Origin of the sequence: Nocardiopsis sp. NRRL B-16309 (assembly GCF_001279585.1) — a bacterium.
Lineage (GTDB): Bacteria > Actinomycetota > Actinomycetes > Streptosporangiales > Streptosporangiaceae > Nocardiopsis.
The window spans coordinates 89,908-105,888 of sequence record NZ_LGEC01000065.1 but is presented as its reverse complement, the minus strand read 5'-3'; the positions used below and the strand labels follow the sequence as shown (position 1 = coordinate 105,888).

Below are 15,981 nucleotides of genomic sequence, written 5' to 3'. Positions count from 1 at the left end.
GTACTCCGTGATTCCCGCCTCGCCGGGAATGCGGGCCCCGGTGAACGGCGTTGACCCGATTGATGAGTCAACGCCGTTTACCTTTGTGCCTCCAATACACTCCGTGTCTCCTTCATGCCTATAAGCGAACATGGCCGAGGCGCCTGCCCGAACCCGCCGGGGCGGTGGGCGACTGATGCGTGTTCCGATGTTCCGTTCCCTGGCCGTGCGCAACTACCGGCTCTACGCGCTCGGGCAGCTGCTCTCCAACCCCGGAACGTGGATGCAGCGCATCGCCCAGGACTGGCTCGTCCTGCAGCTGAGCCACGGCAGCGGCATCGCGCTGGGCATGACGACCGCGCTCCAGTTCCTGCCGCTGCTGCTGTTCGGACTGTGGGGTGGCGCGCTGGTCGACCGGCTCGACAAGCGCCGGCTGCTGATCTTCACGCAGGGCGCCATGGGCCTGCTCGCCGTGGGGCTGGGCGTGCTGGCCACGGCCGGTGCCGCCGAGGTGTGGCACGTGTACGTCTTCGCCTTCGCCCTCGGCATGATCACGGTGCTGGACAACCCCGGGCGGCAGGCGTTCGTCCCGGAGATGGTCGGCCGGGAGCACCTGAGCAACGCCATCGCGCTCAACAGCGCCAGCTTCCAGCTGGGCCGGGTGACCGGGCCCGCGATCGCCGGCCTGCTGATCGCCTGGATCGGCAGCGGTCCCGTGTTCGTCGTCAACGGGTTCTCGTTCGCCTTCACGATCGTCGCGCTGCTGATGATCCGGACCGCGGACCTGCGCACCCCCGAACCGGTCCCCAAGGGCAAGGGCCAGATCCGCGAGGGCCTGCGCTACGTCACGGGGCGGCGCGACCTCGTGCTGCTGCTGGTCCTGGCCGCGAGCGTGCAGTTCTTCGGTGCCAACGGGCAGAACCAGATCGCGCTGATGGTCAACAACGTGTTCGAGTCCGGAGCCGCCGCCTTCGGCACCGCCGCGGCCGCGCTGGCGGTCGGCGCGCTGGTCGGGGCGCTGCTGGCCGCCCGGCGCGACCGGCCCCGGGTGCGGCTGGTGCTCATCGGATCGATGGGCTTCGGCGTGGCCCAGGTGGTGGCCGGACTCATGCCGGGCTACCTGGCGTTCGTGCTCGTCCTGGTGCCCATGGGCGTGCTCTTCATGACGTACGTGACCACGCTCAACGCGACCTTCCAGCTCACCGTGGACTCCCGGATGCGGGGTCGGGTGATGAGCATGTTCCTGCTGGTGTTCATGGGCGTGGCCCCGATCGGGGCGCCCGTGGTCGGACTCCTGGCCGACGCCTTCGGCCCGCGGGCCAGCCTGGTGACCGGCGGCGCGGTGACCGTCGTCGTGGTGTCCGTGCTCTCGGTGCTGCTCATGCGGGCCATGGACGTCCGCTGGCGTGCCCTGCTGCCCGGGCGGTGGCGCGGAGAAGCCACGGCCGACGTTGACGGCGGTGCCGGTGCCGGTGCCAGTGCCAGTGCCGGTGCCGGTGCCGCCGTGGCCGCTGGCTCCCGCACCCCTGCTTCCGGTACCGCGGGATCCGATGGCGCGGGTGGCGGGCCCGGGACCGACGACACCGGCCCGGACGACGGCCGGCGCGACACCAGCGACACCTCCTCCCGGGGCGCGGCGACTCCGGTCTGAACCACCGGCCCCGGCCGGGAGGTCGCCCGCCCGCGGGTGGGAAGGATGGTGCAATGAGACTGTTCGTGGCCCTGGTACCGCCGGAGGAGACCCTGGACGCCCTGCGCGCGGCGGTCGGCAGGGGTCGGCGGCACACGCCCGGCCTGCGCTGGTCCCGGCCCGGCGACTGGCACATCACCCTGGTCTTCCTCGGCGAGGTGGACGGGGAGGACCTGGCGGAGCTGTCCGCCGCCCTGGGCGCGGAGGCCGGGGCACACGCCCCCTTCGAGATCGCGGTGCGCGGCTGGGGACGCTTCCCACGAGACCGGGTGCGCTCCTCCGTCCTGTGGGCGGGGGTCACCGGCAACACCGGCGCCCTGGACTCGCTCGCACTGGGGCTGCGCGCGGCGGCGCGCTCGGTCGGGATTCCCGTGGACACCCGGCCCTACGTGCCGCACGTCACCGTCGCGCGCAGCCGCCGCCCGCGCGACCTGGCCGACACCGTCCACGCCCTCGGCCTCCTGCGCACGCGTCCGTGGTCCGCGCGCGAGGTGCACCTGGTGGAGAGCCGCCCCGGAGCGGACGACCCCTACCGAACCGTTCGGACCTGGACGTTAGGGTGGGAACCCGATCCCCGATCTCCTGAGCGGAGCACGTCATGAGCATGCTCACCAACAACCGCAAGCAGCGCTGGCTGCTGCCGGTGGTGCTGGGTTCCATCATGCTCATCGTCGTCCTGGGCGCGTTCCTGAGCTGATCCGCCGACCGCGTCGGCCCCGCCCGGACCTCCCTCGCCCGGACCTCCCTCGCCCGGACCTCCCTCGACAGGACCTCCTTCGCCCTGGCCTTCCTCGCCTGGATCTTCCTCGACCGGATCCGCCCGGAGCTGGCGGACCGGCCCGCTCCCGTCCCGACCAGCGCCGACCATGCCCGTCTCGCCCGGGCCCGCCGGATCGGGCGCCGGTGCCTCAGCCCACGCGGTGGGCGGCGCCCGCCAGGCTCACGGCGTGCGCGACCAGGGCCGCGTTGTCGTGCGCCTCGTCCCCGTCGGGCAGGCGCAGGGTGTCCTCCAGCCCGACACGGATGTCGTACCCCGCCTCGATCGCCTCCTCCAGCATCGGCCAGGTGGTCGCGTCCGCCCCGTGCAGCAGCCGGGGCGCGCCGATCCCCGCGCGGTCGAGCAGGGACAGGATCGCGTCCGCGTTGCGCCGCGCGTCCTCCACCGCCACCTGCGTGGGCTCCACCAGCACCGCGCTCACCTCGATCTTCGTGGCGATGAGGATCCGGGCCGCCTCCACCGTCCACACCCCGGCCTCCACCGCGACGCGGCGGTCGTTCAGCAGGTGCACGAGGTCGATCGAGCCGGCCTCGTGCAGGTTGACCGTCACCGAGTCCGGAAGCGCCGACGACGCCCACCTCTGCACCAGGTCGTAGCGCCGCCACGGGTCCGACTCCGCCGACAGCGACGTGGTGAGGGACACCGGCACCGCGGGCCCGTCGTCGCGCAGGCCCTCCATCAGGGGCGCCACGACCTGCGGTTCCAGAGACTCCGCGCCACTGGGGTCGCGCGGGTGCAGGTGGATCGAGGTCGCGCCGACCGCGGCCACCGCGTGCGCGTCCGCCACCACCTGGTCCACGGAGACGGGCAGGGCGGGGTGCGCGCCGGGGCGGCGGTCTCCGTTCAGGCAGGCTTCGATCCTCATGGGTCCTCCTCACGGCCCTGTATGCGACATGTGCCCGTTAGCGCCCGGCTGCAAGCCACCCGTGGCGACCCCTGGCAGGATGGCGGGCATGACAAGACCGCTCGTGCCGGCCGTGGCCGCCCTGATCGTCGCCCTCGCACCGGTTCCCGCCGCCGCCCAGACGGCCGAACCCGACGACTCCGGCACCGGTGGCCTCGACTACCCCCGCGGGGGCGAGGGGCCGGAGGGCTCGGAGGTCGCCTTCACCTTCCGGGACCCCCGGATCGCGGAGTCGAGCGGCCTCGCCCCCTCAGCGGTGCACGACGGCGTGTGGTGGACCCACAACGACAGCGGCGACTTCCTGCCCGACGTCTACGCGGTGAACCAGGACGGCGAGACCCTGGCCACCGTCTCGCTGGCGGTGGAGCTGCGCGACTGGGAGGCGGTCGCCGTCGCGGAGGGCCCCGACGGCCGGTCGTCGGTGTACGTCGCCGACATCGGTGACAACTTCGGTGGGAGCTGGCCCAGTGTGCGGGTGTTCCGCTTCGCCGAACCCGAGCCCCTGGCGGACGCGCTCATCGAGCCGCAGGTGTTCACCTTCACCTACGCCGACGGCGGCCGCGACGCCGAGGCCATGATGATCGACCCGCGCGACGGGCGCCTGTACGTGGTGTCCAAGGAGTTCGCCGGAGGTCTGTACGCGGCCCCGGAGACCCTGGACCCGGACGCGGAGAACGTGCTGGAGCGCGTGGACTCGGCGCCGCTCTTCGCCACCGACGCGGCCTTCCACCCCGACGGCACCCGCTACGCGATCCGCACCTACTGGGGTGTGACGATCTACGACTCCACCGACGGTGTGCCGGGGTCGGCGCTGGGCTCCTTCGACCTGCCCGAGTCGGACCAGGGCGAGGCGATCTCCTTCACGCCCGACGGCACCGCGCTCATGGCCGGGACCGAGGGGGAGAGCGCCCCGGTGTGGTCGGTGCCGCTGGCCGACGAGTACCTGAGCGAGGTGCCCGCCGAGACCCCCGAGGAGAGCGCGTCCGCCGACGACGAAGCCGGCGCCGGGGCCGCCGACGACCGCGAGGGCGGTGCCCTCCCGTTCATCCTGGGCGGCGCGGGCGTCGCGGCCCTGCTCATCGCCGGCATCATCGTGCTCGCCCGCCGCGGCTGAGTCCGGTCGACTCCTGCTGGTCCACACCACAATGGCGGACAACGTGAATGCCATCTCTGTGATGAGCTGGCCGAACAGGCCGGATAAGATCGGTGTTCGTGCATTCGACGTCGTGGATGAATTGAGCATCCGTCGCCGATCAAGTGGTTTGGATTCGAGCTGAGATCGCCGAGTTCCACCTCCTCGGGCAGGGCCTGGGAGTCGCAAGGCCGGATGGTATAATCGCGTTGTTCAACGCCCGAGGAGATGAGTCCCCTGAACAGTGAGAACAAGGGTGAGCAGGGTGGTCCGGCTCCCCACGGTCTCCTGCCCGTACCTCCGGGTATGGATCTGATGGAGTACCTGGACCTGAAGGAAAAGGCGGAATCCTATATTAGGCTGGTGAGGGACCTCTATCTGAAACTGGCCTTCGCGGAAGAGGATCCTGGGCAGAAGGAAAAATTCGAGAATGAAAAAAAGCGACACACGGCCCTTCTGAAGTCCATGAAGTGGATGGAGGTCGAGGTGGCGAAGCCAATCGTCGCTGAATACCCGGAGCTCATCCGCCGTCTTCGTGAGAAGGAGAAGCGGGGCAAGGTGTGAGCTACTCCAGTGACCCTCAGGATGCCGCTCTTATCGAGCAGCTCAAGAACGAACGCATTGAAGAACTCATTCCCGATGATGTTCCTGAGCGCTCGAAGAACAAGAGACCGCAGTTCGTCATCCTCGCGGGTCAGCCGGGCACGGGGAAGACGACGACCCAGCAGGCGGTGATCCGGGCCCTCGGCGATGCATCGGTCGCGACCTACGATGGCGATGACAACGCCAAAATCCACCCGCGGCACGACGAGATCATGCGAAACGGCGGCCTGGCGGGCCATTCGAACGTCGAGCAGAAGCTGCCTCCCGATCTCCAGGAGGAGCTGCTCGGCCACCTTCGCGGTGACACGGGCGGCCCGAAGTACGACGTGGTCGCCAGCCACCCCCTCGTGGGGCAGGAGCACGCCGACTACTGGCTCAACGGATTCCGCGACCGGGGCTACGAGACGACCGCGGTGTTCGTCGCGACCCACGAGTCGAACAGCGCGCTCGGTATCGCGCACCGCTACCAGAAGGGCCGTGACGACCCGTCGAAGGAGTACGGGCGGTGGGTCGGCCCCCACTCGCACGATGCGGCCTACGGCAACAACCCCCGCATCGCCCACGAGTTGGAATCCACGGGCGAGGTCGACCACATCTACGTGACCAACCGTGACGGTGTCGTCCTCTACGAGAACCACCGCAACCCGGACGGGTCCATGCGGAACGGCCTCGGGGCCCGCGAGGCGATCATCGAGGAGCGCAACAGGACCCCCACCCCTGAGGAGATCGCGCGCTTCGACGCCACCGTGGCCTACATGCGCAGCACGGATCCCGCAGTGCGTACCGAGCCGGTCGACGAGATGGTGAAGATGGCCGTCGACTACGCGGAGCAGGATCACCGGGAACTGCGCCGCAACGGTATTCCGGCAGCGGCCCCAGGGCCTAGCAGATCGATCGGTACGGCGCTCCAGGAACAGTTCCAGGATGCGGCCGCGGCACCGGAACCCGCCAAGGCCGGTGAGGTGTCCAGGGCCATGCGTATCGCTCAGGGGGGACAGGTCCCATCCGGTTCCTCCCGGGCCGTGCGTCTTGCGCAGAGTGGACAGTCCGCATCCGGCCCGTCCAGGGCCACGCGTATCGCTCAACGTGGACAGCACCCGTCCGGCACGGGCTCGTCGAACTTCGGACGTACACCGGGACCGAGCAGTGACTCACGGGATGGCGGTGACCGCGGCATCGAGTTCTGAGCGCCGGGGATGGCAGGGTCTTCTCCGTGCCCATCTGGACCTGTGGTTCTCGTCCTTTCACCCCGGCAGCATGCAGCACGATGCCCTGGCCCTGACAGCGGCCCTGCGGAAGACCTTTGTCAACATGAACCTGGCCAGGGTGCGACTGGACGAGTTGGGTCGGATGTCTTTGTCCGACAGCGGTACCGAGGTGTGGATGAGCACTTCCGCGAAGTACGAGCCCTTCTACCGCTGGCTGGAGAAAATCCTGACGACAGTGGAGACATACACAGACACCGACCGACTCGTCCGGCGTGCCGACACGAACCATGGAAGGGAGAGCGGCGGTGTCGGATGACGCGGTGCGGACCGGCGGAACCCTATCGTCGGGACCTCCTCGATGATTCGCCTTCTCCCTTGCCTCGAAGCCTCACGCCAAGAATTCACATGACTGCTTCGGAGGAACCTTTGATCGTCAGCAGAGTCATCGATGAGGAAACCCGGGACGGAGTCAAGATGAAGGCCTTCGTTTTGGGATTCCCCACGTTCTTGGGGGAAGGACGGGGCCTCGTCCAGATCTTCACGGGCAGGAGCCTGGTGCGTGACGTGTACATCCTCACCGAGATCAAGTCGAACCCGATGGAGACGGGCCTGGTCACTCGTGTGCCGGAGCTGGCCGTGATCCTCCAGCAGGACCTCACCCTTCACGGCCCGGAGGCCCTGACCGCCGGTGAGTGGTACGCCCACTACGGCCCCTTCTCCTACTACGAGGACTTCGGACCGGCCAGCTTCACCACCATCCCCCTCGGCTGGGAGGAGGGCCGGTTCACCGACCCGATCTCGGATCGCAGGGTCGTCCCCGAGGATGAGGCCGAGGCGCTGCGCAAGCGGCTGTCCTTGCCTCCGGTCGAACAGGTCCTGGAAGCTCTCGGCGAGGGGTCCTGATCCGTCGTGGGACCCCGTTGCGGCCCCTGATCATCGTCGGTACCGTCCTGCCGGCCCGCAGGAGCTGACCGATGTGCCCCGGACACGAACCGAGCACCCCTTGCGGGCATCTCAGACAGCAGTCGTACACAACAACCAGAACTGAGGCCGACCGTGACCGAACCCGTACCCGAGGGAACCGCTGGCGATCGTTTCGGACCCAACACCAACCTGACGGTGGTCCACGAGGTATTCCTGGACGTCGCCAATAACCTGGCCGGGGAATATGCCCATCGTTTCCACAACGCTGCCACTGCTGAGGAGAAGAGCTCCGCGAAGGAGGCCATACTATCGGTCCGGCGGAACCAGCGTGCTGTCGATCCAACCGACCGGGAGACGATGATCGCTGAGATCCTGCGAATGGAACAGCTGATCGAGCGCTTGGCTCAGGACTGAGATGGAGGTTCAGGAAAGGTTCAAGGTCAAGGATGAGGAGCTCAGGGAGGTATTCGATGATGTCATCCGGGAATCCGTATTCGAGGGTAGCAAGGCAGCCGGCGGGAAGCCAGTAATTATTCTCTTGGGCGGACAGCTGGCTGCTGGAAAATCGACTGCTCTGAAGAAAATTAGAGAGCAGAACCCCGGAATTGTCGAGATCGATCCTGACAGCTTTAGATCGCAGCATCCAAAATATAAAGAAATCATGACAGAATGTCCTGATAAAATGGTACAGGCAACCTCTCAGGCCATGCAGGAATGGGCGAGGATGTGCCGTGACTACGCTTATTGTCAAGGTATCTCTGTGGTTGTCGAAGGAACGTTCTCGGGTTCTCAGGGGCCACGTTCATTCGCCGAGAAATTCGCGGAGCCGAGGGATGTGGAAGAGGGCGGTGAGGGAGTTTCACACGGTGGGTACAAAGTCGAGGTCGTTGCGCTGGCAACGCCGGAGGCCCAGAGTCGCCTGGACTTGGTAGGCCGGTATCTTAATTCAGCCCCAGGCAAGGGTCGGTGGAATCCGACGGATGCCCATGACAGGATTTATAAAAATATACCCGAAACCGTGTCAGCTCTGGAGAAGAGTCCTTCTGTTCATAGGGTGCTGGTGACTAACCGCCAAGGTGACTCGCTCTATGAGAACACCCGTGGGCTTGATGGGAGGCTGATTGGTGCGGCGCGTTCGGCAGAAGCATTGAGGCTGAACAGGGGGGACGGAGAATTTCCGTTCGGAAAAAGGGAAGCGGAAGCTTGGCTCGCCTCCTACAGCGAACTTTCTAAGAAGATCGTTACTAGACGTGAGTTGAACTCCGAAACCGCTCCCTCATTCCTTGCCCTGCATGCCGATGCGGACCGGATGGCCGCGGTGGCCTATGCGGGCCAGGAGAATCAGCTTGCCAAGCACACGTGGTACCAGAAAGTGCGGAAGGCGGTTTTCATGGCGGGCGGGCGCGGTGTGGACAACGCTGACCTGCCATCGAGTCCGGAGGGGTACTTCTCCGCCACGCCGGCAGAACGCACGCGCTATATGGAGGCGATGAAAGCCCCCAAGACGGTCCGGCGCTTCGCGCAGAGTGCTGTTCCCCCGGGCGTACAGGGCACCATCACGCCCTCGCTTGACGGTGGTCGACGGAATCGTGGGCCACAGGAGGGTCCTGATCTGGAGCTGTAGTGGTGTGGCCACACGCGGAGGCGGACAAGGTGCTCTCGCAGCAGCAGCCGGCCCAGCCAGAGGCCCTGCCGTTGAACCTTCTCCCTGGCCCACTCCGACTCCCTGGCCCACCCCGAAGAACGTGGCGAACACGAACAAGCCTGCACCTGCTCCATGCCCACGAGCGCGCTGAGAGGCCGTGCCGATCGTGGGCGACAAGGGCTTCGCGGGAGTCGGCACCGAGAGCGCCGAGGTCGGCCTCGGGCTCGTCCTGGTCCGTCCCAGGCGGGTGGAAAGCCCGGCGTGCAAGCGCCTCACCTCCGGTCGAACAACACCAGTACGACCGGGAGGGGTCCCCGCAGCGGTCCGGGCCTGGGCGCATAGGGCCGGTCCGGTCCGGATGCCATTCCGTGGCAGGGGCTCGGACATAGGCGACTGGGAGGGCTTCAGGGCGTGGACGATGACTACGCGGGGATGGGCGCTGGCGAGATCGCGGAGCGGGTGCGGAGCGGCCGGGTCAGCGCCGTGGCGGTGGTCGGAGCCGCACTCGAGTCGATCGAACGGCTCGACGCCCGGATCAGGGCGTTCCGTGAGGTCTGGCCGGACACCGCCAGGGAACGCGCGTCCGTCATCGACGCGGACGTGGCCTCCGGGAAGCACCTCCCCTCGCCGGGGTCCCGTTGGCGGTGAAGGCGTCCGAGGGGATCGGGCCGCTCCAGGCCCGCCGGTTGGTCGGGGCCGGGGCGGTACCGGTCGGATCGACCTCGGTGCCCGGTCCCGGGACGGAGTGGAAGACCTGGGGCGCGACGGACAGGGGCCGGACCGTCAACCCGTGGCGGGCGGACGTCACCCCCGGCGGCTCGTCGGCGGGATCGGCCGCCGCCGTCGCGGCCGGGATGGTGCCCCTGGCGACGGCGAGCGACGGGGCCGGATCCACCCGGATACCCGCGGCCTGGTGCGGTGTGGTCGGCTACAAACCGACCACCGGCCTCCTGCCCGCCCGGGACAGGGCGGGGCTCGCGATCGGCGGGCCCGTCCGGCCCCGGCGGGTGCTCCTACTCGACGGGCTGCGGGTCCAGGAAGTGCTCCCGGCACAGGAAGGCGTGCCTGGAGAAGTCGGTGAACACACCGTCCACCCCGGCCTCGAAGAACATCTCGTACTCGGCGGCGAACCCCCCGAAGTCGCCGGGCTCGCCGTCCGAGCGCAGGTCGGCGGGCAGGAAGTGGTTCTCGCTGCGGAACGTCCAGGGGTGCACCAGCAGACCGGCCTCGTGCGCGTTCTCCACCAGGTCCGTGGGCTCGCCGAGGGTGCCGTCCTCGTTCTCCGGCACCACCAGGCTCTTGTGCGGGCCGATCGCGTGCGCGAAGGACGCCACCTCGGCCAGGCCGTCGGGTGTGGTGAAGTGCCGCCAGTGCTCCTCGGTCCCCATCAGGTAGACCAGGGGCAACTCCGTCTCGGCGAGCCGGCGCAGGCTCTCCGCCTCGAAGGACTGCAGGAACACCGGGAGCTCAGGCTCCTCACCGGTCAGGCCCGCCTCGCGCAGGACCGCGACCAGCGTCGGCTCCAGCTCCAGTCCCTGCGCCACGTGGTAGGCGGGGTGCTTCGTCTCGGGGTAGATCCCGACCGGGCGGCCCAGCTCCTTGGTGAGCGAGAACGCCAGGTCGATGACCTCCTCCAGGGTCGGGATCTCGTAGGTCCCGTCCATCATCGCGTTCATCGCCCGCACGTCCTGGAGCCGTTCCACGGCCCGCAGCGTCTTGATCTCGGCCAGCGTGAAGTCCTGGGCGAAGAAGCCCGTCACCTCGCGGCCGTCGATCGTGCGCGTGGTGCGCCGGTCGGCGAACTCCGGGCGCTCCGCCACGTCCGTGGTCCCGCCGATCTCCTGCTCGTGGCGGCAGATCAGGCGACCGTCCCTGGTCGCGACGAGGTCCATCTCGATGAAGTCGCCCCCGTGGCGCGCACCCAGTTCGTAGGAGGCCAGGGTGTGCTCCGGGCGGTGCCCCGAGGCCCCGCGGTGGGAGATGATCTTGATCGGGAGTTCCGTCTTGTTCCTGTTCCTGCGCACAGCCGAACCGTCCTGAGAAGCGAAAGCCAGAAGAAGTAGACAAGCGGGGAGGCCGACCCGCGTGCGGCGGGTCGGCCTCCTATTCTCCAACGCCGGCGGACCGGGTCAGGACAGCTTGCCGAGGACGTGGTCGATGCACTCGGTGAGCGCCTGCACGTCGGAGGGCTCGACCGCGGGGAACATCGCCACGCGCAGCTGGTTGCGGCCCAGCTTGCGGTACGGCTCGGTGTCCACGACGCCGTTGGCGCGCAGCACCTTGGCGATCGCGGCGGCGTCGACGTCGTCGCTGAAGTCGATCGTCCCGACGACCTGCGAGCGCTTGGCCGGGTCGGTGACGAACGGCGTGGCCACCGACGACTTCTCGGCCCACGTGTAGAGGATCGAGGAGGACTCGGCGGTGCGCGCCACCGTCCAGTCCAGACCGCCCTGGCCGTTCATCCACTCCAGCTGCTCGGCGAGCAGCAGCAGCGTGGCCACGGCCGGGGTGTTGTAGGTCTGGTCCTTGCGGGAGTTGTCCACGGCGGTGGTCAGCGAGAAGAACTCGGGGACGTACCGGCCGCTCGCGGCGATCTCGTCGACCCGGGCCAGCGCCTTGGGCGACATGACGGCGAGCCACAGGCCGCCGTCGGCCGCGAAGCTCTTCTGCGGCGCGAAGTAGTAGACGTCGGTCTCGGTGATGTCCACGGGCAGACCGCCCGCACCGCTGGTGGCGTCCACGAGCACGAGGGCGTCGTCGTCGGCGCCGGCGACCCGCTTGATCGGGGCGGCCACGCCGGTGGAGGTCTCGTTGTGGGTGAGCGCGTACACGTCCACGCCCGCCTCGGCGACGGCCTCGCCGTGGCTGCCGGGGTCGGTGGAGATGACGGTGGGCTCCGACAGCCAGGGAGCGCCCTTGGCGACCTTCGCGAACTTGCTGGAGAACTCACCGAAGGCCAGGTGCTGTGACTTGGAGCGCAGCAGGCCGTGGGCGGCGATGTCCCAGAAGGCGGTGGTGCCGCCGTTGCCGAGCACGACCTCGTAGCCCTCGGGCAGCGAGAACAGGTCGCGCACGCCGGAACGCACGCGGGAGACCAGGGACTTCACCGGCTTCTGGCGGTGGGAGGTCCCCATGTAGCGGGGGCCGGAGGCGGCCAGCGCGTCGAGCTGCGCTGGGCGGACTTTGGACGGGCCACTGCCGAAGCGGCCGTCGGCGGGCAGCAGGTTCGCGGGGATCTGAATCTCGTCGGTCACGGTCACCAGGGTAGTGGCCGCGGTCACGACACCACCGGTCAGGGCGGATTCTCGCAGCGTGAAATCACGTGAGGGCGCACCAGCGCGTCACAGGCTCCGACGCTGTGGCCGATATGGGTCAGTGCGGATTCACCGCGAAGGGGTGAAGAAACAGGGATGTGTGCGGTCTAATGGGGCGGCCACCGGGGGGGTGACACAGGAACAGGACGAGCCGTGGGAGGGCGTGGACGTGGCCGAGGACAAGACCGGCGTCCTTGACGACGAGAACACCGTTGCGACGTCTCCCCACCTGGAGGCCTTCGACGCGCTGCGTGAGCGTCCCGGCCGCAGGCTCCCCCGGATCGCGGCCCGGCTCGAACGCCGTGCGGCGCGCCGGATCCCCGTGGACCGCCACAGCCGTGTCCAGCGCGGCGACGTCGCCGAGCCCCCGCCGGTCCTGGACCTGGAGGTGCCGGCCGGGGTCGACCGCGAGGCGGTGGTCGCCGACCTGGTCGACCGCTGCGGCTCCCACCTGGTCTGGCGGCTGCCCCTGGACTCCGCCGAGACCGCCCCGGGCGGGCCCGAGGACACCGAGGTGTACGCCAGCACCGACGAGCTGTACAAGCTCATGCGACGACTGGTCGAGCGGGCCGACCAGGACCGTCCGGCGGGTGGCCGCCTGCGCAGGCCGCCGCCGCACGCGCGCTTCCGGCGACTGCGGTCGCTGCTCATGCTGCGCGAGTGCAATTTCGACAAGCTCCGCGGCGACGTCCTCAACCAGCAGGAGTCCGACAAGAAGAGCGCGGACGAGCGCCAGGCGCAGGCCGACCCGGCGCGCCAGCCCCTCAAGGACGGGCAGCGGGCCCAGATCCACGTCATCGCCGAGCTGCGGCGGGTCCGGTTGCGGTACCTCAAGGAACAGGCGACCAGGGCCCGGGCCCTCGGCGCCGGCCGACGGGGGAGCCGGCTCGGCCTGCTGGACCACTACAGCCGGGCCCTGCACACCGTGGCGGCCTGGATCGCCCGGCTCTCCGCCAACGTCAGCTTCGGCCGCTTCGACGAACGCCTCATCACCCCGCTCCAGTTCGTCGTCAACCTCGTCGCCTTCGTCGCGCCCCTCGCCCTCGGTACGGTCAGCATCGTCAACTCCCTGAACACCGTCGCCCAGGGCGTCAACAACATCGTCGGAGCCGTGGCGGCGGTGATCCTCCTCGTCGTCTACTGCTCCCTCGCCCCGTTCCTCGTCCTGCCGTGGCGCTCCTACCGCTGGTTGAACCGCCACGGCTACGTGACCGACAGCGAGGACGCCGACGGTCCCGAGACCCGGCCGACCAACCACCGGTCCCGGGGCGTCCAGGTCCTCAACCTGCTGAACCTCCAGAGCGCCACGGAGGCGTACTGCGCGGCGGACTCCGAGCATCCCGTTCCCGCGGCCACCCCCTGGTGGCCCCGCCTCACCGGGGCGGGGCGCCCCCGGTCGGAGGCCGCCGTCGCCGGGCCCCGGCCCGGCCGCACCGGTACCGGTCCACAGCGCAGGTCCCGGCCGGCCGGCGTCCACCGCCTCGCGGTCAACGCCTTCCTCGACGATCTCGCCGCCGTCTACGGCGGTACCGCCCGGCGTCGGTTCGCCCCGACACGGGGGCGCGACCTGCGGCCGGTGCTCATCGTGGACCAGAGCCGGCTCGGCCGGGTGGGCCGCTACCTTGTGCGCCTGATCGAGGACGAGCGGTTGCGCCGGGGCCTCCCAGACCCCCTGCTGATCGTGCAGGTCCGCGCCGAGGGCGATCGCTCTCTGGTGGACACCGTTCCCGACCCCGCTCGCTACGGCTCGCTGCCGGGGGCCGACGACGCCCCGGCCCGCCCCGGATCCGTCGCGGGCTGGTCCTACGCCCGCTACTCCGCCGGGATCCTGGGCCGGACGAGGACGCTGACCGTCCCGGTGAGGGGCGAGCGGGACGCGTGGGGGCGGCACGCGAGCCCCCGCGCGGACCGCTGGGTCCTCACCGCCCCGGCCCTGGTCGGCGCCTGGACCGGGGGCACCGCGATCGCCCTCGCCCCGATCGTGCTCCTGGCCTGGACGGTCGTGCCCACCGTCGTCCAGGACCGCAACCCCTGCGTCGCCGAGGGCGTGCTGCCGCCACGGGGCATCGTCCGCCACGGCGACGACTGCGTCGGGATCACCGACGGGGACTTCGACTTCCACGACCGCCTGGCGGAGGTCAGCGACCGCATCCACGAGCAGAACGAGGCCATCGGCGACGACTCCCCCTACGTCACGGTCGCCTACGTCGGGGAGCTCACCGTGCCCGGCGACGGCGACGGTGACCTCGCCCTGGCCGGGGTCCAGGGCGAACTCCTCGGACTGGCCCACCAGCAGCGGGAGCACAACCAGTCCGCGGGGACGTCCGACGTCCCCGCGATCAAGCTCCTGCTCGCCAACACGGGTGTGGACTGGGCCCACGCCAGGGCGGTCGCGGAGATGATCGTGGCGCGCTCCCAGGAGGAGCGCCTTGGCATGGACCGCCCGATCGCCGCCGTCGGCTTCGGCCAGAGCGTGCAGCCCAACACCGAGGCCATCCTCGAACTCGGTGCAGCCCGGATCCCGATGGTCGGCACCACCGCCACCTACGACCGGGTCGCCTCCGTGGGCAGCGAGTACAGCCAGTACTTCTTCCCCCTCGCCCCCTCCAACACCCGCATCGCCCGCCAGGCCGCGCTGTGGGCCTACGAGGGGGTGCCGTGGAACGGCGGCGAACTCGTGGGAGAGGGGACGGCCCCCAGCCTCGCCCCGGCGCGCACGGCGGTCGCCGTCGCCGACGACAACGCCGGCGAGAGCTACGGCCCGCACCTGGCGGTCGAGTTCATGCGCGAGTTCACCTCGCTCGGCGGGACGGCGTGGAGCGACGGCCTCGACCCCGAACCGGTCTCCCACGGCCAGGACCGGCTGGAGTCCGTCGACGGTGTCCTGCCGTACCGCAGCGGGGGCACGAGCATCGCCGAGCACCTGGAGCGGATCTGCGCCGACGAACCGCCCGACCTGCTCTACTTCGCCGGCCGGTCGGTCGACTTCATGGACGTGCACGTCCAGCTCCAGGAGGAGGGGGTGTGCCCGGAGGCCGGCATGGCCGTGCTGGGCGGCGACGACATCGCCAAGTTCGTCACGGACAACGCCGACGTGATCGGACGCGCCTCCGACTACCCCGTCTTCTACACGCCCCTGGCGGCCAGCGGCGCGTGGAGCCAGTACACGGGCACGAGCGAGCGCGCGTTCTACGAGGCGGCCGAGGCCCTCGTCCAGGACCTCTACGGGAACGGGGACGAAGGGACCGAGGGGACAAGCGCGCGGGCGGACGGCGACGCGGACGAGGGCGCGGGGGGCGGCGAGCCGGGGAGCGACGCCGACCTCGTCGCCGCGGACGGCGGACTGCCCTCCACGGCGCACGCGGTCATGGCCAACGACGGCCTGCGCGTCATCGTGCGGGCGCTGCGCGGCATCGACCGGCCCGCCCCCCTTGCCGCCCGGAAGGCGCCGGTGTGGGCGCCGGCGCCGAGTCCGAGCGCGAGTCCGAGCGCGCAGCCCTCGCCCTACCTCGCCACCGCGACGGGTTTCGAGCAGGAACGGGTGCAGCTGTTCACCAACGTCCAGAACACGGTGGGCCTCACGGGGGTGTCCGGCTACATCGGCTTCGGCCCGGCGGGCGAGGGAAACTGGTACGAGGACCGTATGATCCAGCTGGTCGCCGTGGGGCCGCAGGACACGGAGGGACGGCGCCAGCACGTCGTCGCGGCCTGCGGACGGGTCACGGCCAGGACCGTCATCGAGGAGGGGTGCCGGTGAGGGCGTCGGGCGAACCGGCGGGTCCCGTGGCCGGCGTCGGGTGGCGC

The 15,981-nt window shown here is 69.6% G+C and carries 14 protein-coding genes and 1 pseudogene; 12 read left to right on the top strand and 3 right to left on the bottom strand.

Annotated elements, in window-relative coordinates; translation table 11 throughout:
• The first annotated feature begins 172 nt into the window (after positions 1 to 172).
• Positions 173 to 1,630: an MFS transporter gene (locus tag ADL05_RS10230; RefSeq protein WP_231640699.1), complete on the top strand. Its 1,458-nt coding sequence runs from the start codon at positions 173 to 175 to the stop codon at positions 1,628 to 1,630.
• A 53-nt stretch (positions 1,631 to 1,683) separates the two neighbouring features.
• Positions 1,684 to 2,271 (top strand): RNA 2',3'-cyclic phosphodiesterase, encoded by a 588-nt coding sequence (thpR, locus tag ADL05_RS10225; protein ID WP_053616646.1) that lies wholly within the window; start codon positions 1,684 to 1,686, stop codon positions 2,269 to 2,271.
• Positions 2,272 to 2,577: 306 nt separating this feature from the next.
• On the opposite strand, the gene ADL05_RS10220 is transcribed toward thpR, so the two are convergent.
• Positions 2,578 to 3,312: a 3-keto-5-aminohexanoate cleavage protein gene (locus ADL05_RS10220; RefSeq protein WP_053616645.1), complete on the bottom strand. Its 735-nt coding sequence runs from the start codon at positions 3,310 to 3,312 to the stop codon at positions 2,578 to 2,580.
• 88 nt (positions 3,313 to 3,400) lie between these two features.
• Between ADL05_RS10220 and ADL05_RS10215 the strand changes: the two genes are divergently transcribed.
• The 9 genes and pseudogenes from ADL05_RS10215 to ADL05_RS32405 all read left to right on the top strand — a co-directional run.
• Entirely contained in the window at positions 3,401 to 4,465 is a 1,065-nt protein-coding gene (locus ADL05_RS10215) for a hypothetical protein (RefSeq protein ID WP_053616644.1), read from the top strand.
• Between the two features lie 246 nt (positions 4,466 to 4,711).
• Positions 4,712 to 5,047, top strand: coding sequence for a hypothetical protein (locus ADL05_RS10210; RefSeq protein WP_231640687.1), 336 nt, complete (start codon positions 4,712 to 4,714; stop codon positions 5,045 to 5,047).
• Complete coding sequence (locus ADL05_RS10205; RefSeq protein WP_053616642.1) at positions 5,044 to 6,273, top strand: zeta toxin family protein; 1,230 nt, start codon at positions 5,044 to 5,046, stop codon at positions 6,271 to 6,273. The genes ADL05_RS10210 and ADL05_RS10205 overlap by 4 nt, the downstream gene beginning before the upstream one ends.
• Positions 6,274 to 6,343: 70 nt before the next feature.
• Positions 6,344 to 6,610: a hypothetical protein gene (locus tag ADL05_RS10200; protein ID WP_053616641.1), complete on the top strand. Its 267-nt coding sequence runs from the start codon at positions 6,344 to 6,346 to the stop codon at positions 6,608 to 6,610.
• A gap of 239 nt (positions 6,611 to 6,849) precedes the next feature.
• Positions 6,850 to 7,197, top strand: coding sequence for a hypothetical protein (locus tag ADL05_RS10195; protein ID WP_156365796.1), 348 nt, complete (start codon positions 6,850 to 6,852; stop codon positions 7,195 to 7,197).
• A gap of 153 nt (positions 7,198 to 7,350) precedes the next feature.
• A complete protein-coding gene (locus tag ADL05_RS10190; protein ID WP_156365795.1) occupies positions 7,351 to 7,632 on the top strand; it encodes a hypothetical protein in 282 nt (93 codons plus the stop codon).
• A gap of 1 nt (position 7,633) precedes the next feature.
• Entirely contained in the window at positions 7,634 to 8,842 is a 1,209-nt protein-coding gene (locus tag ADL05_RS29580; protein ID WP_082376255.1) for a zeta toxin family protein, read from the top strand.
• 432 nt (positions 8,843 to 9,274) lie between these two features.
• Positions 9,275 to 9,511, top strand: coding sequence for a hypothetical protein (locus ADL05_RS32410; protein WP_082376254.1), 237 nt, complete (start codon positions 9,275 to 9,277; stop codon positions 9,509 to 9,511).
• Positions 9,508 to 9,765, top strand: a pseudogene (locus ADL05_RS32405) (amidase family protein); the annotation flags it as partial. The gene ADL05_RS32410 and the pseudogene ADL05_RS32405, both read left to right, overlap by 4 nt.
• 111 nt (positions 9,766 to 9,876) lie before the next feature.
• Here the strand turns inward: ADL05_RS32405 and ADL05_RS31710 are convergent.
• Positions 9,877 to 10,887 (bottom strand): glycerophosphodiester phosphodiesterase family protein, encoded by a 1,011-nt coding sequence (locus ADL05_RS31710; RefSeq protein WP_053616638.1) that lies wholly within the window; start codon positions 10,885 to 10,887, stop codon positions 9,877 to 9,879.
• A gap of 105 nt (positions 10,888 to 10,992) precedes the next feature.
• Positions 10,993 to 12,123 carry a phosphoserine transaminase gene (serC, locus tag ADL05_RS10175; RefSeq protein ID WP_053616843.1) on the bottom strand — a complete coding sequence of 377 codons (1,131 nt, stop codon included), beginning with the start codon at positions 12,121 to 12,123 and terminating at the stop codon, positions 10,993 to 10,995.
• Between the two features lie 184 nt (positions 12,124 to 12,307).
• Here serC and ADL05_RS10170 point away from each other — a divergent pair, with 184 nt between their 5' ends.
• Positions 12,308 to 15,934 (top strand): hypothetical protein, encoded by a 3,627-nt coding sequence (locus ADL05_RS10170; protein ID WP_053616637.1) that lies wholly within the window; start codon positions 12,308 to 12,310, stop codon positions 15,932 to 15,934.
• Positions 15,935 to 15,981 lie beyond the last annotated feature (47 nt).

Bases quoted from the DNA above. Each gene is read 5' to 3' on its own strand.
- thpR (WP_053616646.1), top strand. From the start codon at position 1,684: ATGAGACTGTTCGTGGCCCTGGTACCGCCGGAGGAGACCCTGGACGCC.
- ADL05_RS10220 (WP_053616645.1), bottom strand. From the start codon at position 3,312: ATGAGGATCGAAGCCTGCCTGAACGGAGACCGCCGCCCCGGCGCGCAC.
- ADL05_RS10215 (WP_053616644.1), top strand. From the start codon at position 3,401: ATGACAAGACCGCTCGTGCCGGCCGTGGCCGCCCTGATCGTCGCCCTC.
- ADL05_RS10210 (WP_231640687.1), top strand. From the start codon at position 4,712: ATGAGTCCCCTGAACAGTGAGAACAAGGGTGAGCAGGGTGGTCCGGCT.
- ADL05_RS10200 (WP_053616641.1), top strand. From the start codon at position 6,344: ATGCAGCACGATGCCCTGGCCCTGACAGCGGCCCTGCGGAAGACCTTT.
- ADL05_RS29580 (WP_082376255.1), top strand. From the start codon at position 7,634: ATGGAGGTTCAGGAAAGGTTCAAGGTCAAGGATGAGGAGCTCAGGGAG.